Below are 24,880 nucleotides of genomic sequence, written 5' to 3'. Positions count from 1 at the left end.
CGGCCGGCGCGGCGGGACAGGGAAGAAACATGCTGTGAACCGGCTCCGGGCCGATTGTCATCGGGCGGCATCATCATCGGCTGCCCCGGCGGACCACCGCCGCATCATCCAGCTTGAAGGGGAACATCCAATGGATTTCGGAAAGATCATGGCCCGCGCGCGGGCGATCCTCACCACGCCCAAGACCGAATGGCCGGTCGTCGCCGCGGAGCCGGCCACCGTCCAGGGCCTCTATACCAACTACATCCTGGTGCTGGCCGCGCTGCCCGCCGTCGCCGGCTTCATCAAGAACAGCCTGATCGGCGTCAGCCTGATGGGCATGACCTGGCGCGCGCCGTTCGGCTCGGGCCTGGCCGGCATGGTGCTGCAGTACGTGCTGTCGCTGGTGCTGGTCTATGTGATGTCGCTGATCGTCAACGCGCTGGCGCCGAGCTTCGGCGGCCAGAAAGAACCCGTACAGGCGCTCAAGGCCGTGGCCTATGCCTGGACCGCCAGCTGGGTCGCCGGCGCCGCGGTGATCCTGCCCTGGATCGGCTGGCTGATCGCCATCGCCGGCGGCATCTACTCGATCTACCTGCTGTACCTGGGCCTGTCGGCCACCATGCAAAGCCCGGTGGAGAAGACGGCCGGCTATACGGCCGTGAGCATCATCATCGGCATCGTACTGGGCTGGATCGTCAGCATGATCGTGGCCGGCGTGGTCGGCACCGCGGCGCTGACCGGCGCCGCCATGAGCGGCGGCCACGTCACCTTCAGCGGCGACAACGGCAGCGTCACCGTCGACAAGGACAGCGCGGCCGGCAAGCTGGCCGAGATGGGTGCGCGCGCCGAGCAGGCCAGCAAGGAGCTGGAGGCCGCGCAGAAGTCCGGCGACACCTCCGCCCAGCAGGCCGCGATGAGCAAGATGATGGGCAACGACGGCAACGTGCAGTCGCTGTCGGCCGACCAGATCAAGGCCTTCCTGCCCGACAGCGCCGCGGGCCTCAAGCGCCAGAGCCTGTCGGCCGAGCGCAGCGCGGGCGTGGGCGTGCAGATCACCGTCGCGCACGGCCAGTACGGCGACGGCAGCCGCAACATCGAGCTGGAAATCTCCGACACCGGCAGCATGAAGGGCATGATGGCGGTGGCCAATGCCTTCGCGGCCGAGTCCGAGCAGCAGACCGACAACGGCTACGAGAAGACCTACAGCAAGGACGGCCGCCTGGTGCACGAGTCCTGGGACAAGGTCAACAAGACCGGCGACTACACCGTGGTGGTCGGCCAGCGCTTCTCGGTGAAGGCCAGCGGCAACGCGGAGGTCGACCAGCTCAAGGACGCCGTCAACAGCGTGGACCTGAGCAAGCTGGAGTCGCTGAAGAACGAAGGCGTCAGCAAGAACTGAACTTCCGCCAGCGGCACCAAGAAAAAGCCCGCGCCATCACGGCGCGGGCTTTTTTCATGCGGCGCCGCGAACGGCGCCGGCAGGCATCAATCCGCCTTCGGCACCGAAGCCTCGGTGGTGATGTGGATCTTGATCTCGTCGCTGACGTTCGGCACGTAGGCGCCCATGCCGAAGTCCGAGCGCTTCACCGTGGTGCTGGCGTCGAAACCCACGGTCTGCACCTTCAGCATCGGGTGCACGCCGCTCTTGTTGAGCTTGGCGTCCAGCACCACCGGCTTGGTCACGCCGTGCACGGTCAGGTCGCCGGTCACCTTGTACTTGCCGCCGCCGAGCGACTGCACCTTGGTGCTCTTGAAGGTGATGTTGGCGAACTTGTCGGCGTCGAAGAAATCCGGCTTCTTCAGGTGCTCGTCCAGCTTGGACACGTGGGTGTCCAGGTTGGCCAGCGGCAGGGTCACGTCGACCGAGGACTTGGACGCGTCCTTCTCGTCGAACACCAGGGTGCCTTCGCCCAGGCCCAGGTTCGCGGTCGGGTTGGAGAAGCCGAAGTGGTTCCAGCTGAACAGCACGTTGGTGTGGCCCGGGTCGAGCTTGTAGGTGACCGGGTCGGCCTGCGCGGTGACGGCGGCGCCGATCAGGCCGGCGAGAACGAGGTAACGAAGTGCACGCATGGGTAGTTCTCCGTGGAAGAGGGGGCTGCGGTTAAAGGCGGACGCATCGCGCTCAGGCGATGCGGCACGCCTCCTCGAACGACAGACGCGGGTTGCGCGGGAACAGGTCGCGGCTGGCGTCGCCGTAACCGAGATTGATCAGGAAGTTGGACTTCACGTTCGGCGTATCGGCGAAGAACGCCTTGTCCACGCCGGCGTTGTCGAAGCCGGACATCGGGCCGCAGTCCAGGCCCGCCGCGCGCGCCGCGATGATCAGGTAGGCGCCTTGCAGGGTGGCGTTGCGGAACGCGGTGGTGTCGATCATCGGCTGGTTGCCGACGAACCAGCTGCGCGCATCGGCATGCGGGAACAGGCGCGGCAGGTGCTCGTAGAACTCGTGGTCGACGCCGACGATGGCGGTGACCGGCGCCTTCATGGTCTTGGCGCGGTTACCTTCGGACAGGTGCGGCTCGAGCTTGGCCTTGGCCTCGGCCGACTTCACGAACACGATACGCGCGGGCGAGGAGTTGGCGCTGGTGGGGCCGAACTTGGCCAGCTCGTAGACCTGGCGCAGCACCTCGTCGCTCACCGGCTTGTCCAGGAAAGCGTTGTAGGTGCGGGCCTCGCGGAACAGCTGGTCGAGGGCGGCCTCGGAAAGCAACTCGCTCATGGGTATCCTTCGATAGAACGCGCCGGGCGGCGCCGTGACCCGGGAGTGTACGGGCACGCAGGGGCGAACAGGACTGGGCCGGACAGAACGTACTGTGGCGAGAATCGAAACAATCCCGGGCCAGCACCCCGCATGACCAGGCTGCATGGCGAATGCTGGGTGGTCACCGACGGCCGCGCCGGCAACGACCGCCAGGCCCTGGCCCTGGCCGAAGCGCTGGGCCTGCCGTTCCGCCATCTGGTGCTGGGACTGCGCGCGCCCTGGTCCTGGTTCGCGCCGCGCCTGCTGCCCGGCGGCCGCTTCGCCCTGCCCGCGCCGCAGCGCCGCGGCATGGTGGTGCCGCCGTGGCCGGCGGTGATCGTCGGCTGCGGCCGTGCGGCGGCGTATTACACGCGGCTGGTGCGCGAACTGTCCGAAGGCGGCAGCTATGCGGTGCAGATTCTCGATCCGCGTATCGATCCTCAGCATTGGGACACGGTGATCGCGCCGCGCCATGACGGCCTGGACGGACCCAACGTGCTGCACCCGCTGGGCTCGCTTAATCCGGTCGACGAAGCCTGGCTGGCCGAAGGCCGCGATGTCTGCCCCGCCTTCGGCGACCTGCCGCAGCCGCGCGTCGCGGTGCTGGTGGGCGGGCCGCGCAAGGGCATTCCGATCGACGCGGCGTATGCCCACGCTCTGGCTGAGCGGCTGGTGGCGCAGCAGCGGCGCGACGGCGGCAGCCTGCTCGTGCTGGCCTCGCGCCGCACGCCGGCCAGCGTGGTCGCCGTGCTGCGCGAACGCCTCGCCGGCATTCCCGGCGTGGTGTGGAGCAGCGAGGAAGACGGTGCCAATCCCTACCCCGCCGCCATGGGCTGGGCCGACCGGCTGGTGGTGACGCCGGACTCGATCAACATGCTTTCCGAAGCCTGCGCCATCGGCTGCGCGGTGCAGACCCTGGTGCGCGCGCCGCTGCCCGGCAAGTTCGCCCGGTTCCACCAGGCGCTGCGCGAAGCCGGGCTGCTGCACGAGCTGGACGACACGCCGCCCGCACGGCAGACACCGCTGCGCGAAACCCGCGCCATCGCCGAGACGGTGCGCCAGCGCATCGCGGCGCGTAACGCCAGCCGCGCCTAGACCGTCGTCGCCTTGGCGGCGAACGCGAAGCCCAGCTCCGCCGTCACGCGCCGCACTTCCTCGCTCAAGCTGTCCAGCGCCGGCTCGCGCGGCGCGATGCGCGAGCGCAGGTCCAGCGTGCAGGCCAGCGCGCGGCGCAGCAGTTCGCCATGCGCGCGCGCGAACACTTCCGCCTGCGCGTCGTCGAGCAGGCCGGTGGTGCGGCAGGCTTCGATCAGCGCCGCGTTCGCGGTGGACAGCAGCAACAGCGGCCGCTCCGCCGCATGCGCCAGCACCAGGCCCTGCAGCGCGAACTCGATATCGAGCAGGCCGCCGTGGCCTTGCTTCAGATCGAACAGGCGCTCGTCGGAACGGTCGCGCTCGGCGCGCCAGCGCCGGCGCATATCGCTGACGTCGGCCAGCACGCGGGCACGCTCGCGCGGCACGGCGAGGATCTCGCGGCGCACCTCAAGCAACTCCGCATTCAACGCGGCATCGCCGGCCACCGGGCGCGCGCGCAGCAGCGCCTGGTGTTCCCACGTCCACGCACGGCTGCGCTGGTATTCGGCGAAGGCTTCCAGGCTGCTTACGAGCAGGCCCTTGGAACCGTCGGGCCGCAGCCGCGTATCCACTTCGTACAGGCGACCGGCGCGGGTCAGCACGGTCAGCCAGTTCATCACGCGCTGCGCCAGGCGCTGGTACCAGCGCGAGCCTTCGATGGGGCGCGCGCCGTCGCTCATCGCATGGGCGCGGCGGGTGTCGTAGACGAAGACCAGGTCCAGGTCGGAGGCGAAGCCCAGCTCCTCGCCGCCCAGGCTGCCGTAGCCGAGCACGGCGAAGCCGCTGCCTTCGCCCGGCAGGCGGCCGTGCTGTTCGGTGAGTTCGCGTTCCGCCAGGGCCATCACCGCGATCACCACGGACTCCGCCAGCGCACCGAGGCGGCGCGCCGTGGCGACGGCGTCGGCGCGGCCGTCGTTGAACGCGAGGCCGAGACGAAACGCCGTGCTGGCCTTGAATTCGTTGATGCGCTCCAGCTCCGCTTCCGCCTCGCGCTCGTCCAGCGTGCCGAGCACGCGGCTGATTTCCGCGCTGATGTCGGCGCGCTTGAGCGGCAATTGATCGATGCGCGGATCGAGCACGTCGTCCAGCAGCAGCGGCTGCGCGATCACGCGCTCGGCGAGGAAGGCGCTGCGTGCGAACAGATCCGCCAGGCGGCGTCGCGCCGCCGGCTGTTCTTCCAGCAGCGCCAGATACGATGAACGGCGCGCCACCGCCTGCACCAGCCGGCACAGGCGCAGCAGGCCCGGCACCGGCGCCGCGCTGTCGCGCGCCAGCGCCAGCAGCTGCGGCATCAGGCGGTCGAGCTGTTCGCGCGAACGCGGCGGCATGGCGCGCACCGCCGCGGCCTGCGGCAACTTCAGCAGCGCCTCGGCGGCTTCGGCGCCGGGCTGGAAACCGGCTGCTTCGAGCGTGCCCGGATCGATCTCCTCCGCGCAGACGCGCCGCCACAGCGCCACGTCTTCCACCGGCACGCTGGCGGTGCGGCCGCCCTGCGGCACCAGCACCTCGGCGAACTCCTCGCTGACCACGGCGCGATGGCGCGCCAGTTCCGCCGCCAGCGCTTCCCACGATGCATGGCCCAAGCCGAGCGCGATGCGCTCGCGGCTCAGTGCGTCCTCGGGGATGTCGTGCGTCTGCGCGTCGCGCAGCATCTGCACGCGGTTCTCCACCCGGCGCAGGAACACATAGGCCTCGCGCAACGCCTTCGCACGCGACGCGGCGATATGGCCGCGCGCCTCGCAGGCGGTCAGCGCCGGCAGCAGGCCGCGCACGCGCAGGCTCGGTTCGCGGCCGCCGCGGATCAGCTGGGTGAGCTGCACGATGAATTCGACTTCGCGGATGCCGCCGGGGCCTAGCTTGAGATTGTCGGCCAGGTCCTTGCGCGCCACTTCGGCGTCGATCAGCGCCTTCATCTCGCGCAGACCGGCGAAGGCGGTGTAGTCCAGGTATTTGCGGAACACGAACGGCCGCAGCAGCTCCTGCAGCTGCTTGCCCGCGTTGCGGTCGCCGGCGACGGGACGCGCCTTGATCCAGGCGTAGCGCTCCCAGTCGCGGCCTTCGCTCTGGTAGTACTGCTCCATCGCGCTGAACGGCAGCGCGAGGCGCCCCGCGTTACCGAACGGGCGCAGGCGCAGATCGACGCGCGCGCAGATGCCGTCCACCGTCGGCTCGGCCAGCAGGCGCACCAGCTGGCGGCCCATGCGCACGAAGTATTCGCTGTTGTCGAGCGGCCGCGGGCCGTCGCTCTGGCCGCTGTGCGGATAGGCCAGCACCAGGTCGATGTCGGAGGAGAAATTCAGTTCGCTGCCGCCGAGCTTGCCGAAGCCGACCACCACCATGCGCTGCAGAACGCCGTCGTGGTCGCGGCTGTGGCCATAGCGCGCGGCCAGCGCGCGTTCGGACCAGCCCAGCGCGGCGCCCAGCAGCACCTCGTAGAGCACGCTGGTGGCGGACAGCGTCTCGGGCAGTTCGTCCAGCCCGTTGACGTCGCGGAACACCAGGCGCAGCGCCTCGGCGTGGCGGAAGCGGCGCAGCGTGGCCATGCAGGCGGCTTCGTCCGGATCGAGCCTGAGCGCTTCGATGCGCGTGCTGGCGTCGCCGCCGGCGCGCAGGCGTTCCAGCCCCTGCGGCGCCAGCAGCTGCGGCTGGCGGAACCAGATGTCGTAGGCGAAATCGCTGGCCAGCAGGGCGCGGCGGATGCGTTCGGCCACGCCGGCGTCGTCGTGCAGCGCAACACCGGCCAGGCGGCAGCGCGCGGCCAGTTCGGCGTAGCGGTCGTCGATCAGGGCGCGTAGCGCCGGGGATTCCTTGGGCTGCATCCGGACATTGTGCCTTCCGCGCCGGTGCGCCGTCTGCGCCCGTCCGCGCGGCGCCAAGATGACCGGCAGATGACCGCGAGATCCTGCACGGCGGGGGTGCGTGCACGCGCCGCTTCGCCATCACGTTGGCACTGCTCGGAAAGTACGCAAGCACCACGAACGCCGAACACCTGGTTCATGCCGGCATCGTTACATTCCGATGTCCGAGCCATGACAGCGCAATCCCCCGAAGGACTGCCATGACCAAGACCCTCCAACCAGCCGCCAGGCCCGGCCTGGCTCGCCGCGTCGCCCTTCCCTTGGTGCTGGCGGTGGCCTTCGTGCTGTTCACCGGCTGGCTCGATGGCGGCGAAGGCGTTGCGCCGCAGCAGTTGTTCCAGCAGCCGCTGTACCTGCTGGCCAATGCGCTGCCGGGGCTGCTGCTGGCCCTGCTGCTGATGGTGCTGAGCCGGCGTCCGCTGCTCTCGTTCGGCCTGGCCTTCCTGCTGCAGGGCGTGCTGTACGGCGTCAATGCGCTGAAGGTGAAGCAGTTGGGCACGCCGCTGATGCCGGCCGATTTCCGCATGGTCGGCCAGCTGCGCAAGGGCGGCCTGCATCTGCTCGGCGGCTATCTGCCGACCACGCCCTGGCCGTACCTGGCGCTGGCCGCCGGCATCGCCCTGGTGGTGCTGGCCTGGCGCAAGGAGCTGCCGCTGTTCCCGCGCCGCACCCGCGGCAAGCGCCTGCTCGCCGGCGCCTCGGTGCTGGTGGTGCTCGGCTCGCTGCTGGGCGGCGCGCCGGCCTGGGGCCACTTCTACGATGGCCAGACGCTGTGGATGGAGCCGTGGTCGGCCTCCTCCACCGCGCAGCATTCGGGCCTGGTCAGCTCGCTGATGATGTTCCACCTGCACTTCGGCCAGCAGCGCAAGAAGGCCGATCCGAACGCGGCGATGCAGCTGATCGGCCAGGCCGACGGCGCGCTGCGCGAACGCATGCGCTCGGCCTCGGGCGATACCGGCGCCATGCCCGACATCGTGGTGGTGCAGAGCGAATCGTTCTTCGATCCGGCCATCCTCAAGGGCTTCGAGCACCACGACCTCACGCCGAACCTGCACCGCCTGGCGCAGCAGGGCTACAGCGGCGCGCTGCACGTGCCGACCTTCGGCGGCGGCACCATCCGCACCGAATTCGAAGTGCTGACCGGCCTGTCGCTGCGCTACTTCGACGACCTGCAGTTCCCGTACCTGCAGCTCAACACCAAGGTGGTGCCGGGCATGGTGCGTACGCTGCGCTCGCACGGCTATCGCACGATGGCGATCCACGGCAACAACCCCGCGTTCTGGAACCGCAGCACGGCGTTCCGCGCGATCGGCTTCGACCGCTTCGTGTCGCAGGGCGGCTTCGTCAACGCCAAGGACCTGGATGGCCAGTACATGGCCGACCGCGCGATGACCGACGAAATCATGGCGCAGTTGAAAGATGCCGGCCCGCCGCAGTTCCTGTTCGCCATCAGCATCGAGGCGCACGGCCCCTACGACGTGACGCCGGCCGATGCGGTCAAGCGCGATGCGATCCCCGTGCCCGACGGCCTTGCCGCGGAGGACAAGACCGAGCTGCGCAACTACCTCTATCACATGCAGCACGCCGACGAAGAACTCGGCCGCCTGGCCAGCCTGCTGGCGCAGCGCGAGCGCCCCACCCTGCTGCTGTTCTACGGCGACCACCTGCCGGGCTTGAGCGGCAGCTTCGAAACGCTGGGCTTCGTCGACGGCAAGGACATGCTGAGCGAGCCGGGCACCTGGCTGCTGGTCGATCCGCGCAACCAGGTGCAGCCGCAGCGCGAGGATCTCGCCTCGTGGATGCTGCCGGGCAAGGTGCTTGAGCAGGCCGGCATCCACGACGATGCGTACTTCGCGCTGACCCAGGTGCTGGCGCCGCAGCTGGCCGCGCTCACCCGCGCCCCGGGCGCACCGCCGCAGGCCGAGGACGGCAGCGAGCGGCGCACCGACGCCGCGATGGAAAGCGTGGCGCTGCTTCGTTTGAAGGGAAAACTCGACCGCATGCTGCCGCGTGCCGATGCGCTTTCGGAACATACGGGCTTCGCGCAGGAAGGCATCGCACCCGCCGTCGCCACCGAAGGCGCGCATCAGTGATGCCGCGCAAGGCGCATTCCCACTAGCAGCGCGAAAGAAAACAAGAGTGCGCGGAACGCGTTTTTTACCAACACGCACCGACGATTCAGCGACATGTCCGCCGGCTTAAGCAAACCGGAGCGGCCCGAAAAAATTCAGGATTCAGCAGGCAAACCGCCTCTAGCGTGATTCCACCGCGGCACGTTGCGTCGCGGCACTCACATCGGAGGTTCACCCCATGCGTAAGTCCCTGCTTGCTGCTCTCGTCCTCTCGGCCACCGTGCTGACCGCCCCCGCCTTCGCCCAGGCCCAGGCCGCCGCCAAGGCTGACGCGAGCGTCAATGCCGGCGCCGCGGTGCAGGACGCCACCAAGACCGTCGATACCGCCGCCACCAAGACCGGCGACACCGTGAAGAAGGCGACGCACAAGGCCAAGCACGCCGGCCACAAGGCAGCCAAGACCACCGAGTCGGAGGCGAGCGATGCCACTGGCGGCGCCGAAGCCGCCACCTCGGTGAAGGCCGACGCGAAGGTCGAGACGCCGGTCGCCGGCGCCGCGGTCGGCGCGAAGACCGACGCCAAGGCGGAAGCCGGCGGCAAGTAAGCGGCAACCGACGCGGCGCCAAGGGCGCGCCCGCATCGAGCAACCCCGGGAGGTGGACTCCCGGGGTTTTCTTTTGGGCAAAGAAAAACCCCGCCGGAGCGGGGTTTTTCTCTCATGGATCAAGCATGCCGCCCGATTACTTCACCGCCGCTTGCGCCGCATCCGCGGATTCGCCGAACAAGTCGATGTAAGTCTGATAGCGGAACAGCCGGTTGCGCCGGTAGCCGGTGGCTTCGGCAAGGATCCCCAAGGCAACCAGCCGCGACACCAGGTTGTTGGCCGCGGTGTAGGTCGTGGCGGTGAGCGCCTGCACGTCGGCCACCGCAACGATCGGGCGCCGATACAGGTATTCCAGGAGCTTGTGTCCATTGCCCGCGGCGCGCCCCAATCCTTCGGTGACTCTGGCGCGATGGTCTTCGCGCAGCAGAAGGATGCGTCGCGCAGTCTCCGTCGCTTCGCGGCTGACGCTCACCACGCCACGCAGGAAGAACGCCAGCCAGCCTTCCCAATCGCCCTTGTCGCGCACGGCCTGCAGTCGCTCGTAGTACTCGGCGCGGTGCTGCTTGAAGAAATGCGACAGGTAGAGGACCGGTTTCCCAAGAATGTCCCGCTGGCACAGCAGAAACGTGATCAGCAGACGGCCGACGCGTCCATTGCCATCGAGAAAGGGATGGATCGTTTCGAACTGCGCATGCGCCAGCCCTATTTGAATCAACGCCGGCAGCGCGCTCTGCGCGTGCAGGAAGGTTTCCAGCGCGCCAAGCGCGTCCGGCACCTCGTGCGGCGGAGGTGGAACGAAGCTGGCTTCGCTCAAGGTGCAACCCGAAGCACCGATCCAGTTCTGCGAATGGCGCAGTTCGCCGGGCGTGAGGCGCATGCCGCGCACGCCTTGCAACAGGCGCTCGTGGATTTCGCGAATCAGGCGCACCGACACCGGCAGTTCCTGCAGCCGGCCCAGGCCATAGTTCATGGCACTGACGTAGTTGACCACCTCGTCGACGTCGCGCGGCCGGTCCGGGGTCAGGATGTGCGCTTCGGCGGCCAGCAGGTCCTGCAATGAACTCTGCGTGCCTTCGATCTGGCTGGAAAGCACGGCCTCCTTGCGTACGTACATGAAGACGAACAGATCGGGGTTGGGCAGGGTTTGAATCGAACCGTCGAGGCGGCCCAGCGCACGATCGGCAAGCGACAGCAAGGCCTGCAGCTCGCCGTCCATCCGCAGCGCGGGCTTCGGCGGCAGGGGGTTCGGATGAAAAGCGCGGTAACCGCTGGGCTGGGCGATATAGCGCCCGGCACGCTGGTTACGATCCCCGGCCGGAGAACGGGCCCTCGGCGTGTTCATGCAAGGCAAACTTGCATAAGGATGGATTCTCTTTCCATATTAAAGCCTACCTACAATATAGAGGCGCTTTGGTGCCATGTACAAGGCGACCAATGATATGGAGTACGGCCGATCCTGCCCCTCGCTGGATGGCCAATATCAGACGACATCCCTCTGCTTCCTGCCGCCGCGCGGCCCCAAAAAAGAAAACCCCGCACAAGGCGGGGTTCTCCTCGAAGCTGACAACAGGTGGGGCGGATCAGAAATCCATGCCGCCCATGCCACCCATGCCGCCGCCCGCACCGTGCGAGTGGGCTTCTTCCTTCTTCGGCAGCTCGGTCACGGCCGCTTCGGTCGTGATGATCGAGCCGGCCACCGAGGCGGCGTACTGCAGTGCCGAGCGGGTGACCTTGGTCGGGTCCAGGATGCCGAAGGCGATCATGTCGCCGAACTCGCCGGTGGCGGCGTTGTAGCCGAAGTTGCCCTGGCCTTCCTTCACCTTGTTGGCGATGACGGAGGGCTCTTCGCCGGCATTGGCCACGATCGCGCGCAGCGGGGCTTCCAGTGCGCTGATGGTGATCTTGATGCCGTGGTTCTGGTCTTCGTTGACGCCCTTCAGGCCGACCACGGCCTTCAGCGCACGGATCAGGGCGACACCGCCGCCCGGCACCACGCCTTCTTCGACGGCCGCACGGGTGGCGTGCAGGGCGTCTTCGACGCGGGCCTTCTTTTCCTTCATCTCGACTTCGGTGGCGGCACCGACCTTGATCACGGCCACGCCGCCGGCCAGCTTGGCCACGCGCTCCTGCAGCTTCTCGCGGTCGTAGTCGGAGGAGGTCTCCTCGATCTGCGCCTTGATCTGGCCGATGCGCGACTGGATCTTCTCCGCTTCGCCGGCGCCGTCGATGATCGTGGTGTTTTCCTTGGTGACCACGATCTTCTTCGCGCGGCCGAGGTCGGCGATGGTCGCCTTCTCAAGCTGCAGGCCCACTTCCTCGGAGATCACCTGGCCGTTGGTCAGGATGGCCATGTCTTCCAGCATCGCCTTGCGGCGGTCGCCGAAGCCCGGGGCCTTCACGGCGGCAACCTTGACGATGCCGCGGATGGTGTTGACCACCAGGGTGGCCAGCGCCTCGCCTTCCACTTCCTCGGCGACGATCAGCAGCGGCTTGCCGGCCTTGGCCACGCCCTCGAGGATCGGCAGCAGCTCGCGCACGTTGGAGATCTTCTTGTCGTACAGCAGGATGAAGGGGTCATCCAGTTCGACCTGCTGCGACTGCTGGTTGTTGATGAAGTACGGCGACAGGTAGCCGCGGTCGAACTGCATGCCCTCGACCACGTCCAGCTCGTTGTCCAGGCCCGAGCCTTCCTCGACGGTGATCACGCCTTCCTTGCCGACCTTCTTCATGGCGGTGGCGATGATTTCGCCGATGGCCGAGTCGGAGTTGGCGGAGATGGTGCCGACCTGGGCGATCGCCTTGTCGTCGGCGGTCGGGTTGGAGAGCTTCTTGAGCTCTTCCACGGCCGCGACCACGGCCTTGTCGATGCCGCGCTTCAGATCCATCGGGTTCATGCCCGCGGCGACCGCCTTCAGGCCGTCCTGGATGAAGGCCTGGGCCAGCACGGTGGCGGTGGTGGTGCCGTCGCCGGCCACGTCGGAGGTCTTGGAAGCGGCTTCCTTGACGATCTGCGCGCCGATGTTCTCGTACTTGTCGGCCAGCTCGATTTCCTTGGCGACGGAGACGCCGTCCTTGGTCACGGTCGGGGCGCCGAAGCTCTTCTCGAGCACCACGTTGCGGCCCTTGGGACCCAGGGTCACCTTGACCGCGTTGGCCAGGGTGTTGACACCCTTGAGCATGCGGGCGCGGACGTCTTCACCGAAGCGGACTTCTTTTGCAGCCATGTCTGTATTCCTTTGAATGCTTGAATGGGGGATGGGAAGAGAAGCGGGAGAGGCTGCTTAGCCTTCGATCACCGCAACGATGTCGTCTTCCTTCAGGAAGACCAGCTCTTCGCCGTCGATCTTGATTTCCTGGCCGGCGTACTTGCCGAACAGCACCACGTCGCCTTCGTTCACCGACATCGGACGGACCTTGCCGTCTTCCAGGATGCGGCCGGCGCCGGCGGCGATGACCTTGCCGCGGGTCGGCTTCTCGGTGGCGCTGTCGGGGATGACGATGCCGCCGGCGGAAACGCGCTCTTCTTCGAGGCGCTTGACGATGACGCGGTCGTGCAGCGGACGCAGCTTGCTCATGGTGATGGGCTCCAGCTTGGGTTTGAGTGGATCGAAAGAGGGGTTTCCGGAACGGCGCCTGCGGCGCTGTTAGCACTCCGGGCAAACGAGTGCCAATACTAGCGGCGCAGGAATCCCCCGCAAAGAGGCTTTGTTCCGAAGCTCAGACGCTAATGGGGAAGCCCGGCGGGGCTTTCAAGGGCTGCGGGGCGGGCGGGGCCCGCGCTAGGCTCCCCGCCATGACCGACCCCGTCCTGCTCTGCTACTGCACCTATCCCGAGTCCCCGAAGTCCGCCGGCTTCGCCAAAACCCTGGTGGAAGAAGGGCTGGCCACCTGCGTGAACCGCCTGCCCGGGGTGCGCTCGACCTACCGCTGGGAGGGCAAGGTCACCACCGACGTCGAGGAATTGCTCCTCATCAAGACCACCGCGGCGCGCTTCGAGGCTCTCAAAGCGCGCCTGCTGGAACTGCACCCCTACCAGCTGCCGGAGCTGATCGCGGTGCCGGTGGAACGCGGCCACGAGGCTTATCTGGACTGGGTCCGCGCCGGCGTGCTGATCTGATCTGGCGCCGCCTGATCCGGCACGGTCAGCCGGGCATCCGGCCGGGCCACGAACACCACCAGGAAGGTCGCCGGCTCCGTGCTGCTGACATTCGCCGTACCCAGGTGATGCGCCCCGGCCGGCTCGAACCAGCTCTCGCCGGGGCCGTATTCCCGCGCCGGCTCGCTGTCGACCTGGCTGCGCACATGGCCGGACAGCATGTAGACGAAGGCATCGGCCTCGTGGTGGTGCGGCTTGGACTGCTGGCCCGGGGCGAAGGTGACGGTCAGCGCCGTCAGTTGCGTGCCGGGCGCCTGGGTGAGCGCTGCGGTGAGCAGCGGATGTTCCTCGGCGGCCAGGGCCGGCATGGCGATGCCGGCGGCGAGTCCGAGTGCGAACGCACAACGAAGCAGGCTGGACATGACGGCCTCCCTCAACGCGCAGTCAAAGTCTTGAGCGCCTGATCCAGCGGCGCCCCGGCCTGCTCGACGCGGGCCGTCATGCGCCCCTGCGCATCGAACAGCAGCACCGTCGGCACGTGGGTCACGCGGAAGCGGCGGAACAGCGCACCCGAATCGTCCAAGGTCAGCGGCATGCCGATGCGGTGCTCGTCGCGGTACTTCACCAGCTCGTCGTGCGCAGCCCACAGGCCGGAGGCGACGCCGACCCAGCGCAGCTTCGTGTCATGCGCCGACAGCGCGCTGACCTGTTCGCGCATCGCGCGGCAGCTCTTGGAAAGCTCGGGCCGGCTGGTCGCCAGGTAGGACTCGCACCAGGGCGACAGGAATACCAGCGCCGTCGGCTTGCCCGCTTCCGGCAGCGTCAGATGCTTGCCGTCCAGCATGGCGGCGTCGAAGGCGGGCACGCGGTCGCCGGTGTCGTAATGCGCTTCCTGCTTCGGCGCCGCCGCGCCGGCCGCGGCCACGCCGGTGCTGCTGCGCGCCGCCTGCAGCGCGGCATCGAGCTTGGCGTTCGCCTCGTGGCCGACGTAGAGGATGCGGCCGTCGCGCCCGATCACCACGTGCTGCGGCGTCACGCGCAGATGGAAGGCCTCGCCCAGCGAGCCATCGTCGAACACCAGCGGCATCTTCAGACCCATCTCGTCGCGGTACTTGCGCACGTCCTCGATGGTTTCGTCGAAGCCCACGCTGATGGCGATCACCGCCAGGTCGGGGCCGGCTTCCTCGTAGGTCTTCTTCAGATGCGGCATCTGTTCGCGGCAGGGCACGCACCAGGTGGCCCAGAACTTCAGGTACACCGCCTGCTTGCCGTACAGGCTGGCCAGGTCGATGGTCTTGCCGTCGATGGTCTTCACGGTGACGCGCGGCGCCGGCTGGCCGACCAGGCTCTTGCCGGCGGCTTCGGCGCGCTGCTGGCCGGATTGCGCCCAGGCCGGCGCGGTAGCCAGGCCCAGCAGGAGGAAACAGCAAAGAAGGAGGCGATGCATGGCGGGGCAATCCCAGGGTGAGAGTGGGTGCCATGCTCCGCTTCCGGTGGTCCGGTTTTAAGGACCACTTCCAGGCAATACTACGGGACCACTTCGCTCAGCCCGGCAGCAGCCGCACGATGCGGCGCACCGCATCCTCCATGCGCTGGGCCTCCATCAGCCCGTACCCCAGCGCCAGGCCGTTGGAGGCCACGCGCCCGAACGTATAGCCATCCAGGCCTTCGATGCGCACGCCCTGCCCGGCCGCCTGTTCGACCAGCACATCGGTACGCACCTTGGCCGGCAGCCTGGCGGACAGATGCAGCCCGGCGTCGGAAGGCCAGGCTTCCAGTCCGTGGCGCGCCAGCGCGTCGAGCAAAGCCTCGCGCCGCTCCGCGTAGACGTTGCGCATGCGCCGCACATGGCGCGCCAGATGTCCCTCGGCAATGAAGGCCGCCAGCGTGTCCTGCGCCGGCACGTCGCAATGCCAGTCGGCCAGTTCCTTCGCCGCCGCCAGCGCCGGCAGCAGCCACGGCGGCGCCACCACGTAGCCGATGCGCAGTGCGGGGAACAGGCATTTGGAGAAGGTGCCGACGTAGCAGACTGAGCCTTCGCGATCGAGCGTCTGCAGCGCATCCAGCGGCCGCCCGCCGTAGCGGAATTCGCCGTCGTAGTCGTCCTCGATCACCGTGGCGCCGCGCGCCGCGGCATGCGCCAGCAGTTCCGCGCGGCGGCGCGGCGACATCGACATGCCCAGCGGGAACTGATGCGACGGCGTCACGTAGATCACCCGCGCCTCGGCGGGAATCCGTTCCACCACGATGCCTTCGTCGTCCACCGGCACCGGCACCACCTTGGCGCCCGCCGCGGCAAACGCCGCGCGCAGTGGCGTATAGCCGGGATCCTCCACCGCGACCACGGTGCGCCCCGGCGTCACCAGCACGCGCGCCAGCAGGTCGAACGCCTGCTGCGCGCCGCTGGTCACCATCACGTCGTCCGGATCGCAGGCCACCGCGCGCGCGAACGACACATGCTGTGCGATCGCCTCGCGCAGCACCGGCCGCCCGCGCGACTGCCCCGACATCGACGGCAGCCGCGACACGCCGCGCAGCGCGCGCGCCGACAGCCGGCGCCACACCTCGAACGGAAACTGCCGCGTATCCGGTACGCCCAGGCGGAAATCGTGGGCGAACGCACCGGGCGGCGGCGACGGCGTGGGCGGGCGCGCCTCGCGCCAGTACGGCGCCAGCCGGCGGTCGCCGCCTTCTTCGGCCGCGGTGGAGCGCGCGCGGGCGCGGCGTTCCATCAGGTCGGCCACGTAGTTGCCGGCGCCGCGCCGCGCGACCACATAGCCCTCGCTCAGCAGCAGGTCGTAGGCCGCCACCACGGTGTTGCGCGACAGCTGCAGCGCCTCGGCCAGTTCGCGCGTGGCGGGCAGGCGCAGGCCGGGTTTCAGGCGGCCGTCCAGGATCGCCGCGCGCAGCTGCGCATGCAGCGCGGCCTGCCGCTGGCGCGACCCCTTGGCCGGCAGCTCCAGGGGGAACTCGAACGGATGATCCATGGCCTGCCCCGCAAAGTGGACCCCAATAATTGTCGCATTGTGGCCCTTTTGCCAGACCATCGAACGACCTAGCCTGCACCCATCGCCCTTCCCACCGGACCGCCCGCCATGATCGAGCTCTACTACGCCGCCACCCCCAATGGCCTGAAAGCCCGCCTGTTCCTGGAAGAGGCCGGCATCCCGTACCGCCTGGTCCCGGTCAGCCTGAGCAAGGGCGAGCAGTTCAAGCCGGAGTTCCTGGCCGTGTCGCCGAACAACAAGATCCCGGCCATCGTCGACCACGAACCGGCCGACGGCGGTGCGCCGCTGACCATGTTCGAGTCGGGCGCGATCATGCTTTACCTCGCCGAGAAGACCGGCCGCCTGATCCCGTCGGACCTGCGCGGCCGCACCGAGGTGCTGCAGTGGCTGTTCTGGCAGATGGCCGGCCTGGGTCCGATGGCCGGGCAGATCGGGCACTTCAATGTGTACGCGCCGGAGAAGGTGCCCTACGCGATCGACCGCTACACCCGCGAAGTGCACCGCCTGTACGGCGTGCTCGATCGCCAGCTGGAAGGCCGCGACTACATCGCCGGTGCGTTTTCGATCGCTGACATCGCCTGCTACCCGTGGATCGTGCCGCACGAAGCGCATGGCCAGAGCCTGGCCGATTTCCCCAACGTGGAACGCTGGTTCCGCACCATGGCCGCCCGCCCCGCCACGGTGCGCACTTACGAAGGCGTGGAAAACGCCTACGCGCCGAAGCAGGCGCTGACGGAAGCGGAACACCAGGTGCTGTTCGGCCAGGGCAAGTCGGCCAAGTAACGAACTTCACGAAGGAACTCCTTCTCCCGCCGGCGACCCGAAGGTAGTCCCCGTGGGAGAGAAGGTGGCGGCAGCCGGATCAGGGTTCGGCCGGAGCGGTGAACATCACTCTTGCGCTCCACCCGTACCCTCACCCCAACCCCTCTCTCCCACGGGGACTACCTTCGGGTCGCCGGGGGGAGAGGGGCTCCCGCTATCGACCTAGCGCCCCTTTCACCATGAGCACCCACGCCATGAAGAAGTCCGATCTCGCCGCGCTGCTCTTGCTGGGTGCTCTGTGGGGCGCGTCGTTCCTGTTCATGCGCATGGGTGCGGACCAGTTCGGCGGCATGGCGCTGGCCGGGCTGCGCGCGATCGGCGCGGCGCTGTGCTCGCTGCCGCTGCTGGCTTCGCGCGAGCGGCTGGCCGAGATGCGCCGGCACTGGCGGCCGATCGTGGTGGTGGGCATGAGCAATTCGGCACTGCCGTTCGTGCTGTTCTCCTACGCGGCGATGAGTCTGCCGGCAGGCGTGTCGGCGATTTCCGACGCGATCGGTCCGCTGCTGGTGGCGCTGTCGGGCTGGCTGTGGCTGGGCGAGAAGCTGGACGGCGCGCGCACCGCCGGCCTGGCCGTGGGCTTTGCCGGCGTGGTGTGGCTGATCGCCGGCAGCGTGGGCTTCGGCCATGGCGGCGGTTCGGCCTGGGCCATGGCGGCCTGCGTCGGCGCCAACGTCTGCTATGCCTTCGGCGCGCATTACGGCCAGCGCCGCCTGCGCGGCGTGTCGCCGCTGGCGGTGGCTACCGGCAGCCAGCTGGCCGCGGCCATCGCACTCCTGCCGCTCACCGTGTGGCTGTGGCCGGCCAAGATGCCGGGCGCGCAAGCCTGGTTCGCCATGTTCGGCCTGGCCGCCGCCTGTACCTCGCTGGCCTACGTGCTGTTCTACCGCCTGATGGCGCGCGTCGGCCCGACCCGCACGCTGGCGGTGCTGTACCTGATTCCGGTGTTCGGCGCGCTATGGGGGCTGATGTTCCTGGGCGAGCCGGTCACCTTGTCGATGGCTGGCGGTTGCGTGGTGATCCTGCTCGGCGTGGCGCTGACCACGGGGCTGGTACGCCCGCGCAACATGCCCGCGGCCACGCCGGAACAAGCCTGACTTCCCTGCTGTCCTCCCCCAGCCGGCGCTGCGCAGGCCGGCTGCGCCATAATCCGAGATCGCCCGCGTCCCCGCGCCGGGCACTCCCTTCGCTGGAGCCGCAATGCAACCGATCCGCCTGATCCGACCGACGGCGCGCTTCCCCGCCCTCGCCTGGCCCGCTCTTATCTTGCTTGGGCTGGCCCTGATGCTGTCCGGCATCGGCAGCGCCTGGGCGCAGGACGACGACGGCATCCTGCCGGTGACCGAGGCCTACAAGCTGAAGGCCGACGCTTCCACGCCGGGTGTGCTGAAGCTGCACTGGGATATCGCGCCGGACTACTACCTCTATCGCGGCCGCATGAAGTTCACCGGCGCGGACGGCGTTACCGCCGGCGAGGCGAAGCTGCCCGACGGCGCCAAGCATCACGACGAATACCTCGGCGACGTGGAGATCTACCACCACGAAGTGGACGCCACCGTGCCCTACACCGTGGCCGCCGGCACGCAGCGGCTGAAGATCGCCGTGCGCTACCAGGGCTGCCACGAAGTAGAGCCGAAGATCTGCTATCCGCCGCATACCGAACAGCTGGACCTGCCGCTGCCCGCCGGCACCGCGCAGGCCGACGCCGCCGCGCCGCAGACGCTGGGCGCCGCACTCGCGCAACTCGGCGGCACGCCGCCCGGCGCCACCCCCGGCACCGACAGCGCGCCGCTGCCGGCCGAGCAGGCGTTCCGCTTCGAAGCCCTGGCCCGCTCGCCGAACCAGCTGCTGCTGCGCTGGACCATGCCCAAGGGCTATTACCTGTACCGCGACCAGACCTCGCTGCATCTCAATGCCGCGGGCCTGAAGCTGGGCCAGCCGCAGTGGCCGCAGGGCACGCTCAAGCAGGATCCGCACTTCGGCAACGTCACCGTGTACTTCGACCAGGTCGAGCTGCCGGTGGCGATCGAAGGCGACACGTCGAAGCTCAAACAGGTGGCGGTCGAAGCCAGCTTCCAGGGCTGCCAGGACGGCGGGCTGTGCTATCCGCTGATGTCGCGCGCGGTCACCGTGGAACTGGCCGGCGGCGCCGTCGCCACCGGCGAAACCGTGTCTGGCCCCGCGCCGGAAACGCGTCCCGCCGCCGCGCTGGACGTCAGCCTCTGGGCGGCCTTGCTGCTCGCTCTCGGCGGCGGCCTGGTGCTGAACCTGATGCCGTGCGTGCTGCCGGTGCTGTCGATCAAAGCAGTCGGCCTGATCGAAAGCGGCGAGAGCCCCGCGCACCGGCGCCGCCATGCGCTGGCCTATACCGCCGGCGTGCTGGTGAGCTTCGTGGTGCTGGGCCTGGTGATCCTGTCGCTGAAAGCTGCCTGGGGCGCGCAGCTGCAGAAGCCGCTGGTGGTGGCCACGCTGTCGCTGGTGATGCTGGCGGTCGCGCTGTCGATGTCCGGCGTGGTGCAGTTCGGCGCCTCGCTGGGCAATACCGGCAGCGGCCTTGCGAGCCGTGCGGGCCTGGTCGGCGACTTCTTCACCGGCGTACTCGCCGTGGTGGTGGCCAGCCCCTGCACCGCACCGTTCATGGGCAGCGCGCTGGCTTATGCGCTGGCCGCGCCGACCGCGCAGGCGATGCTGGTGTTCGTGATGCTGGGTCTGGGCCTGGCCCTGCCCTTCCTCGCCGTGGGCTACGTGCCGGCGCTGGCGCGCCTGCTGCCGCGGCCCGGCGCGTGGATGGACACGCTCAAGCAGGTGCTGGCCTTCCCGATGTACCTGGCCGCCGCCTGGCTGGCCTGGGTGCTGGCCAACCAGCGCGGCGCCGACGCGGTGGGCCTGCTGCTGGTGGCGGGCGTGATGCTGGCGATGGCGCTGTGGTGGTTCGAGCGCGCCCGCTATCGCAGTGCCGGCGCGCGTGTCCTGGCCGTGCTGCCGCTGCTGCTTGCGCTTGCCCCGCTGTATTACCTGGCGCACCTGCCACCGCCGGTGGCCGCCGCCACCGCCGCGGAAGGCACCGTGGCCTTCACCCCAGCCAAGCTGGCGGAGCTGCGCAAGGCCGGCACCCCGGTGTTCGTGGACATGACCGCCGACTGGTGCATCACCTGCAAGGCCAACGAGCACGCCGTGCTCGCCACCGACGCCTTCCACGACCTGCTCAAGCGCACCGGCGCCGTCTATATGAAGGGCGACTGGACCAACGAAGACCCGGACATCACCGCCTTCCTGCAGCAGTACCGCACGCCCGGCGTGCCGCTGTACGTGGTGTTTCCGAAGAACGGCGGCGACGGCCGCAAGCTGCCGACGGTGCTGACCTCTTCCCTGGTCGAGCAGGCACTGACCGAGGCGGCGAAGTAATGCTCAGCCGCAGCAACTGGCTGATCCTCGGCGCGGCGGTGCTGGTCGCCGCGCTGGGCGGCTGGCTGCAGCACGCCAGCCGGCAGGCGCATGCCCCTGCTGGTGTGCAGGCGGCGAACGTGGGCGACACGCGCCCGGACCTGGCCCTGCCGGGGCTGGACGGCAAGGAACATCGCCTGTCCGAATTCCATGGCCGCCGCGTGCTGCTCAACTTCTGGGCCAGCTGGTGCGGCCCTTGCCTGGACGAGATGCCGGCACTGGCCAAGGCGCAGGCGAAATTCGGCGAACAGGGCGCCATCATCATTGGCATCGCCATGGACGAACCGGGCCGGGCGCGCGAGTTTCTGGCCGCCCATCCGGTGAACTACCCCATCCTGCTCGGCCAGCTGGAAAGTCCCAGCACCTCGCTGCGGCTGGGCAACGTCGGCGAAGTATTGCCGTACAGCGTGCTGCTGGACGGCAACGGCCGCATCCTCGATGCACGCCGCGGCGCCCTGGACGCCGCCACCCTGGAACGCTGGCTGGCAGCCCCGGCCGCGCCCTGAGGCCATTCCGGCAGCCATACGGCCTCGCACGGTTTAACGCGAACTTCTCCGCCGAACATCGCCGATCTGCGCCGAACTGGACAACATTGCCGACTGCGCGCACACTCCCGCCGGTCGCCGGGTCCTGCCCGGTCCCGTTGAAGGTTTCGGCGTGGCGAAGATCCTGGTCCTGCACGGACCCAATCTCAATCTGCTGGGCGTGCGCGAACCGGACATCTACGGCCGCGCCACGCTGGCCGACATCAACGCCGCCCTCGCCGCGCGCGCCCAGGCCGCCGGCCACGAACTGGCCTGGTTCCAGTCCAATGCGGAGCACGAGCTGATCGGTCGCATCCACCAGGCTCGCGACGAGCAGGTAGCGATCATCCTGTTCAATCCCGGCGCCTTCACCCACACCAGCATCGCCCTGCGCGACGCGCTGGCCGGGGTGGCGATCCCGTTCGTGGAAGTGCACCTCTCGAACGTGCATGCGCGCGAACCGTTCCGCCGCCATTCCTACCTGGCCGACATCGCCGTGGGCGTGATCTGCGGCTTCGGCGCGGACAGCTACCGGCTGGCCCTGGAAGCGGCGCTCAGCCGCCTGGAGCGGGCCGCCTCCTGAGCGCCCGCCACACACAGCATTCCCTTCCCTGCCGCAGCGGCGGCACCAACGAAAAGGTTTGACCGATGGACCTGCGCAAGATCAAGAAACTGATCGACCTGCTCGAGGAATCCAACCTCGCCGAGCTCGAGATCAAGGAAGGCGAGGAAGTCGTGCGCCTGTCGCGCGTGCCGAAGGGAACCGTCAACGTGGCGGCCGCCCCCGTGATGGCGCCGGTGATGCAGGCCCCCGCTCCGGTCGCCGCTCCCGCGCCCGCCGCCGACGCCGCTCCCGCCAGCACCCTGCCGGCCGGCCACGTGGTGAAGGCGCCGATGGTCGGCACCTTCTACGCCTCGGCCACGCCGGGCGCCGCTGCGTTCGTCAAGATCGGCCAGCAGGTCAAGGCCGGCGAGACGCTGGGCATCATCGAAGCCATGAAGATGTTCAACCAGATCGAAGCCGACGTCGGCGGCACGGTGCAGGCCATCCTGGTCGAGAACGGCCAGCCGGTGGAGTTCGACCAGCCCATGTTCGTGATCGCCTGAGCGGCCGACGACCATGCCCATGCTGGAAAAAGTCGTCATCGCCAACCGGGGGGAGATCGCGCTGCGCGTGCTGCGCGCCTGCCATAGCCTCGGCATCAAGACGGTCGCCGTGCACTCCACCGCCGACCGCAACCTCAAGCACGTCGGCCTGGCCGACGAGTCGATCTGCATCGGCCCGGCGCCGTCGGTCGACAGCTACCTCAATATCCCGCGCATCATCGCCGCGGCCGAGATCACCGACGCCCAGGCCATCCACCCCGGCTACGGTTTCCTGTCCGAGCGCGCCGACTTCGCCGAGCAGGTGGAGCAGTCGGGCTTCATCTTCATCGGCCCGACCGCGGACGTGATCCGCCTGATGGGCGACAAGGTGGAAGCGATCCGCGCCATGAAGGCCGCGGGCGTGCCCTGCGTGCCCGGCTCCGGCGGCCCGCTCGGCGACGAAGTGGACGAGAACATCCGCATCGCGCGCGAGATCGGCTACCCGGTGATCATCAAGGCCGCCGGCGGCGGCGGCGGCCGCGGCATGCGCGTGGTGCGCACCGAGGCGCACCTGGGCAACGCCATCACCATGACCAAGCAGGAGGCCAAGGCGGCCTTCGGCAACGATCAGGTGTACATGGAGAAGTTCCTGGAGAATCCGCGCCACGTGGAAATCCAGGTGCTGGCCGACGGCCAGGGCCATGCCATCCACCTGGGCGAGCGCGACTGCTCGATGCAGCGCCGCCACCAGAAGGTGGTGGAAGAAGCACCCGCGCCGGGCATCACGCCTGAACTGCGCGAGCAGATCGGCAAGGTCTGCGTCGACGCCTGCCTGCGCATCGGCTACCGCGGCGCCGGCACCTTCGAGTTCCTGTTCGAGGGCGGCCGCTTCTACTTCATCGAGATGAACACCCGCATCCAGGTGGAGCATCCGGTGACCGAGCTGATCACCGGCATCGACCTGGTGCGCGAGCAGCTGCTGATCGCCGGCGGCGAGAAGCTGTCGATCCGCCAGGAAGACATCAAGATCCACGGCCACGCCATCGAGTGCCGCATCAACGCCGAGGACCCGGACAGCTTCCTGCCCTCGCCCGGCACGGTGAAGCGCTTCGAGGCCCCGGGCGGCCCGGGCGTGCGCGTCGACACGCATCTGTACGACGGCTACAAGATCCCGCCGAACTACGATTCGATGATCGGCAAGCTGATCGTGCACGGCCCCGACCGCGAGACCGCCATCGCGCGCATGCGCCTGGCCCTGGCCGAGACGGTGATCGAAGGCGTGAAGTGCAATATCCCGCTGCAGCAGCGCATCATGGCCGACGTCGGCTTCCAGCACGGTGGACAGAACATCCACTACCTGGAAAAGCGCATGGCCGAGCAGAAGGACCAGCAGCACCCGCCGGCACACTGACGGGAACGCTGCCTCAAGGCGGGGACGCAGGTTGTCCGACTTGCGTCCCCGCTGTCGTTTTGCCGCCCCGCCGCCTGCCTATACTCGACTCTTCCGGCCGCCCGCGGCCCACCAACGCGTTGCCGATCCATGCCCTTTCTCGAACTGACCCTCACCATCCGCTCCGAACAGCAGCCGCGCGTGGAAGAAGCGCTCGAGGACATCGGCGCGCTGTCCGTGACCCTGCAGGACGCCGATGCGGAAACGCCGGACGAGCAGGCCATCTTCGAACCGGGCGTGGGCGAGCTGCCGCTGTGGCCGACCATCACCTTGAACGCGCTGTTCGACGAGCACGCCGACCGGCGCGGCCTGACCGAGGCGCTGGGCGAACTGCTGCCGTGGCTGGAGCCGGACCAGGTGCAGTACCGCGACGTCGCCGACCAGGACTGGGAACGCGCATGGATGGATACCTTCAAGCCGATGCAGTTCGGCCGCCGGCTGTGGATCTATCCGTGGAACATCGAACCGCCCGTCGATGACGAAGCGGTGGTGGTGCGCCTCGATCCCGGCCTGGCCTTCGGCAGCGGCACCCATCCCACCACGGCGCTGTGCCTGGAATGGCTGGATGCGCAGGCGCTGCAGGGCCGCACCGTGGTCGACTACGGTTGCGGCTCGGGCATTCTCGCCATCGCGGCGCTGAAACTCGGCGCCGCCAGCGCGGTGGGCGTGGACAACGACCCGCAGGCGCTGACCGCCTCGGCCGACAATGCCGAACGCAACGAAGTGGCCGAACGCCTGGCGCTGTTCCTGCCCGAAGACCACGACGCGGAAGCCGCGGACGTGTTCATCGCCAACATCCTGGCCGGCCCGCTGGCGGAACTGGCTCCGACCTTCGCCGCCGCGGCGAAGCACGGCGCGCCGTTCGCCATCTCGGGCATCCTCAAGGGCCAGGAAGAAGAACTGCTCGAGCGCTACGCCGAATGGTTCACGGATCTGCGCGTGGACGTGCGCGAGGACTGGGTGCGCATCAGCGGACGCCGCCGCGCCGCGTGAAGCCGGCGCCAAAGCGCCGATGCGGTTGCACATTCGCCGGCGCGTTTGCGGCTACCCTTTACAGGTCGAC

At 68.7% G+C, this 24,880-nt stretch carries 22 protein-coding genes; 13 read left to right on the top strand and 9 right to left on the bottom strand.

The window, feature by feature from the left end:
* Window positions 1–130: 130 nt before the first annotated feature.
* Window positions 131–1,381: a Yip1 family protein gene (locus tag KK141_RS14435; protein ID WP_214569846.1), complete on the top strand. Its 1,251-nt coding sequence runs from the start codon at window positions 131–133 to the stop codon at window positions 1,379–1,381.
* A gap of 86 nt (window positions 1,382–1,467) precedes the next feature.
* On the opposite strand, the gene KK141_RS14430 is transcribed toward KK141_RS14435, so the two are convergent.
* Both KK141_RS14430 and KK141_RS14425 read right to left on the bottom strand, forming a co-directional pair.
* The gene (locus KK141_RS14430) at window positions 1,468–2,052 is read right to left on the bottom strand and encodes a YceI family protein (protein WP_214569847.1); all 585 of its coding nucleotides are present in this window, start codon (window positions 2,050–2,052) and stop codon (window positions 1,468–1,470) included.
* Window positions 2,053–2,104: 52 nt separating this feature from the next.
* Entirely contained in the window at window positions 2,105–2,701 is a 597-nt protein-coding gene (locus KK141_RS14425) for a malonic semialdehyde reductase (protein WP_214569848.1), read from the bottom strand.
* 132 nt (window positions 2,702–2,833) lie between these two features.
* On the opposite strand from KK141_RS14425, the gene KK141_RS14420 reads away from it, so the two are divergent.
* A complete protein-coding gene (locus KK141_RS14420) occupies window positions 2,834–3,817 on the top strand; it encodes a mitochondrial fission ELM1 family protein (protein ID WP_214569849.1) in 984 nt (327 codons plus the stop codon).
* On the opposite strand, the gene glnE is transcribed toward KK141_RS14420, so the two are convergent.
* Window positions 3,814–6,675 carry a bifunctional [glutamate--ammonia ligase]-adenylyl-L-tyrosine phosphorylase/[glutamate--ammonia-ligase] adenylyltransferase gene (glnE, locus tag KK141_RS14415; protein ID WP_214569850.1) on the bottom strand — a complete coding sequence of 954 codons (2,862 nt, stop codon included), beginning with the start codon at window positions 6,673–6,675 and terminating at the stop codon, window positions 3,814–3,816. The genes KK141_RS14420 and glnE overlap by 4 nt on opposite strands.
* A gap of 239 nt (window positions 6,676–6,914) precedes the next feature.
* Here glnE and KK141_RS14410 point away from each other — a divergent pair, with 239 nt between their 5' ends.
* A complete protein-coding gene (locus KK141_RS14410; protein WP_214569851.1) occupies window positions 6,915–8,807 on the top strand; it encodes an LTA synthase family protein in 1,893 nt (630 codons plus the stop codon).
* A gap of 217 nt (window positions 8,808–9,024) precedes the next feature.
* On the top strand, window positions 9,025–9,390 hold the full coding sequence (locus KK141_RS14405) for a hypothetical protein (RefSeq protein ID WP_214569852.1): 366 nt from the start codon (window positions 9,025–9,027) through the stop codon (window positions 9,388–9,390).
* Between the two features lie 136 nt (window positions 9,391–9,526).
* Here the strand turns inward: KK141_RS14405 and KK141_RS14400 are convergent, their stop codons facing one another.
* The 3 genes from KK141_RS14400 to groES all read right to left on the bottom strand — a co-directional run bounded on the left by KK141_RS14400 (window position 9,527) and on the right by groES (window position 12,965).
* Window positions 9,527–10,732: a Fic family protein gene (locus tag KK141_RS14400; protein ID WP_345777555.1), complete on the bottom strand. Its 1,206-nt coding sequence runs from the start codon at window positions 10,730–10,732 to the stop codon at window positions 9,527–9,529.
* Between the two features lie 238 nt (window positions 10,733–10,970).
* Window positions 10,971–12,614 carry a chaperonin GroEL gene (gene groL, locus KK141_RS14395; RefSeq protein ID WP_214569853.1) on the bottom strand — a complete coding sequence of 548 codons (1,644 nt, stop codon included), beginning with the start codon at window positions 12,612–12,614 and terminating at the stop codon, window positions 10,971–10,973.
* A gap of 57 nt (window positions 12,615–12,671) precedes the next feature.
* Complete coding sequence (gene groES, locus KK141_RS14390; RefSeq protein ID WP_026634928.1) at window positions 12,672–12,965, bottom strand: co-chaperone GroES; 294 nt, start codon at window positions 12,963–12,965, stop codon at window positions 12,672–12,674.
* Between the two features lie 218 nt (window positions 12,966–13,183).
* Between groES and cutA the strand changes: the two genes are divergently transcribed.
* Window positions 13,184–13,507: a divalent-cation tolerance protein CutA gene (gene cutA, locus KK141_RS14385; protein ID WP_214569854.1), complete on the top strand. Its 324-nt coding sequence runs from the start codon at window positions 13,184–13,186 to the stop codon at window positions 13,505–13,507.
* Here cutA and KK141_RS14380 read toward each other — a convergent pair.
* From KK141_RS14380 to KK141_RS14370, 3 genes are all read right to left on the bottom strand, one after another.
* Entirely contained in the window at window positions 13,471–13,908 is a 438-nt protein-coding gene (locus KK141_RS14380) for a cupin domain-containing protein (protein ID WP_214569855.1), read from the bottom strand. The two genes, cutA and KK141_RS14380, sit on opposite strands and share 37 nt — an antisense overlap.
* An 11-nt stretch (window positions 13,909–13,919) precedes the next feature.
* Window positions 13,920–14,933, bottom strand: coding sequence for a TlpA disulfide reductase family protein (locus tag KK141_RS14375; RefSeq protein ID WP_214569856.1), 1,014 nt, complete (start codon window positions 14,931–14,933; stop codon window positions 13,920–13,922).
* Between the two features lie 97 nt (window positions 14,934–15,030).
* Window positions 15,031–16,473 (bottom strand): PLP-dependent aminotransferase family protein, encoded by a 1,443-nt coding sequence (locus tag KK141_RS14370; RefSeq protein ID WP_214569857.1) that lies wholly within the window; start codon window positions 16,471–16,473, stop codon window positions 15,031–15,033.
* Window positions 16,474–16,581: 108 nt separating this feature from the next.
* Here KK141_RS14370 and KK141_RS14365 point away from each other — a divergent pair, with 108 nt between their 5' ends.
* From KK141_RS14365 to prmA, 8 genes are all read left to right on the top strand, one after another.
* Window positions 16,582–17,277 carry a glutathione S-transferase N-terminal domain-containing protein gene (locus KK141_RS14365; protein WP_214569858.1) on the top strand — a complete coding sequence of 232 codons (696 nt, stop codon included), beginning with the start codon at window positions 16,582–16,584 and terminating at the stop codon, window positions 17,275–17,277.
* 233 nt (window positions 17,278–17,510) lie between these two features.
* Window positions 17,511–18,410, top strand: coding sequence for a DMT family transporter (locus KK141_RS14360; protein ID WP_214569859.1), 900 nt, complete (start codon window positions 17,511–17,513; stop codon window positions 18,408–18,410).
* Between the two features lie 103 nt (window positions 18,411–18,513).
* Entirely contained in the window at window positions 18,514–20,718 is a 2,205-nt protein-coding gene (locus tag KK141_RS14355; RefSeq protein WP_214569860.1) for a protein-disulfide reductase DsbD, read from the top strand.
* Entirely contained in the window at window positions 20,718–21,263 is a 546-nt protein-coding gene (locus KK141_RS14350) for a TlpA disulfide reductase family protein (protein ID WP_214569861.1), read from the top strand. Before KK141_RS14355 ends, KK141_RS14350 begins: the two co-directional genes overlap by 1 nt.
* A gap of 151 nt (window positions 21,264–21,414) precedes the next feature.
* Window positions 21,415–21,864, top strand: coding sequence for a type II 3-dehydroquinate dehydratase (gene aroQ, locus KK141_RS14345; protein ID WP_214569862.1), 450 nt, complete (start codon window positions 21,415–21,417; stop codon window positions 21,862–21,864).
* Window positions 21,865–21,929: 65 nt separating this feature from the next.
* Window positions 21,930–22,388 carry an acetyl-CoA carboxylase biotin carboxyl carrier protein gene (accB, locus tag KK141_RS14340; protein WP_214569863.1) on the top strand — a complete coding sequence of 153 codons (459 nt, stop codon included), beginning with the start codon at window positions 21,930–21,932 and terminating at the stop codon, window positions 22,386–22,388.
* Between the two features lie 19 nt (window positions 22,389–22,407).
* Window positions 22,408–23,778 carry an acetyl-CoA carboxylase biotin carboxylase subunit gene (gene accC / locus KK141_RS14335; protein ID WP_214569864.1) on the top strand — a complete coding sequence of 457 codons (1,371 nt, stop codon included), beginning with the start codon at window positions 22,408–22,410 and terminating at the stop codon, window positions 23,776–23,778.
* 129 nt (window positions 23,779–23,907) lie between these two features.
* On the top strand, window positions 23,908–24,810 hold the full coding sequence (gene prmA / locus KK141_RS14330) for a 50S ribosomal protein L11 methyltransferase (protein WP_214569865.1): 903 nt from the start codon (window positions 23,908–23,910) through the stop codon (window positions 24,808–24,810).
* Window positions 24,811–24,880: the final 70 nt, after the last annotated feature.

This window comes from Dyella sp. LX-66 (genome assembly GCF_018599165.1).
GTDB lineage: Bacteria > Pseudomonadota > Gammaproteobacteria > Xanthomonadales > Rhodanobacteraceae > Dyella_D > Dyella_D marensis.
Note: the sequence above shows the minus strand (reverse complement) of the source record. Positions and strands in the feature narration are given on the sequence as shown.

What these genes read in the sequence shown, in the direction of transcription:
- KK141_RS14435 (WP_214569846.1), top strand. Translation starts at nt 131, where the DNA reads ATGGATTTCGGAAAGATCATGGCCCGCGCGCGGGCGATCCTCACCACG.
- KK141_RS14430 (WP_214569847.1), bottom strand. Translation starts at nt 2,052, where the DNA reads ATGCGTGCACTTCGTTACCTCGTTCTCGCCGGCCTGATCGGCGCCGCC.
- KK141_RS14425 (WP_214569848.1), bottom strand. Translation starts at nt 2,701, where the DNA reads ATGAGCGAGTTGCTTTCCGAGGCCGCCCTCGACCAGCTGTTCCGCGAG.
- KK141_RS14420 (WP_214569849.1), top strand. Translation starts at nt 2,834, where the DNA reads ATGACCAGGCTGCATGGCGAATGCTGGGTGGTCACCGACGGCCGCGCC.
- glnE (WP_214569850.1), bottom strand. Translation starts at nt 6,675, where the DNA reads ATGCAGCCCAAGGAATCCCCGGCGCTACGCGCCCTGATCGACGACCGC.
- KK141_RS14410 (WP_214569851.1), top strand. Translation starts at nt 6,915, where the DNA reads ATGACCAAGACCCTCCAACCAGCCGCCAGGCCCGGCCTGGCTCGCCGC.
- KK141_RS14405 (WP_214569852.1), top strand. Translation starts at nt 9,025, where the DNA reads ATGCGTAAGTCCCTGCTTGCTGCTCTCGTCCTCTCGGCCACCGTGCTG.
- KK141_RS14400 (WP_345777555.1), bottom strand. Translation starts at nt 10,732, where the DNA reads ATGAACACGCCGAGGGCCCGTTCTCCGGCCGGGGATCGTAACCAGCGT.
- groL (WP_214569853.1), bottom strand. Translation starts at nt 12,614, where the DNA reads ATGGCTGCAAAAGAAGTCCGCTTCGGTGAAGACGTCCGCGCCCGCATG.
- groES (WP_026634928.1), bottom strand. Translation starts at nt 12,965, where the DNA reads ATGAGCAAGCTGCGTCCGCTGCACGACCGCGTCATCGTCAAGCGCCTC.
- cutA (WP_214569854.1), top strand. Translation starts at nt 13,184, where the DNA reads ATGACCGACCCCGTCCTGCTCTGCTACTGCACCTATCCCGAGTCCCCG.
- KK141_RS14380 (WP_214569855.1), bottom strand. Translation starts at nt 13,908, where the DNA reads ATGTCCAGCCTGCTTCGTTGTGCGTTCGCACTCGGACTCGCCGCCGGC.
- KK141_RS14375 (WP_214569856.1), bottom strand. Translation starts at nt 14,933, where the DNA reads ATGCATCGCCTCCTTCTTTGCTGTTTCCTCCTGCTGGGCCTGGCTACC.
- KK141_RS14370 (WP_214569857.1), bottom strand. Translation starts at nt 16,473, where the DNA reads ATGGATCATCCGTTCGAGTTCCCCCTGGAGCTGCCGGCCAAGGGGTCG.
- KK141_RS14365 (WP_214569858.1), top strand. Translation starts at nt 16,582, where the DNA reads ATGATCGAGCTCTACTACGCCGCCACCCCCAATGGCCTGAAAGCCCGC.
- KK141_RS14360 (WP_214569859.1), top strand. Translation starts at nt 17,511, where the DNA reads ATGAAGAAGTCCGATCTCGCCGCGCTGCTCTTGCTGGGTGCTCTGTGG.
- KK141_RS14355 (WP_214569860.1), top strand. Translation starts at nt 18,514, where the DNA reads ATGCAACCGATCCGCCTGATCCGACCGACGGCGCGCTTCCCCGCCCTC.
- KK141_RS14350 (WP_214569861.1), top strand. Translation starts at nt 20,718, where the DNA reads ATGCTCAGCCGCAGCAACTGGCTGATCCTCGGCGCGGCGGTGCTGGTC.
- accB (WP_214569863.1), top strand. Translation starts at nt 21,930, where the DNA reads ATGGACCTGCGCAAGATCAAGAAACTGATCGACCTGCTCGAGGAATCC.
- accC (WP_214569864.1), top strand. Translation starts at nt 22,408, where the DNA reads ATGCTGGAAAAAGTCGTCATCGCCAACCGGGGGGAGATCGCGCTGCGC.
- prmA (WP_214569865.1), top strand. Translation starts at nt 23,908, where the DNA reads ATGCCCTTTCTCGAACTGACCCTCACCATCCGCTCCGAACAGCAGCCG.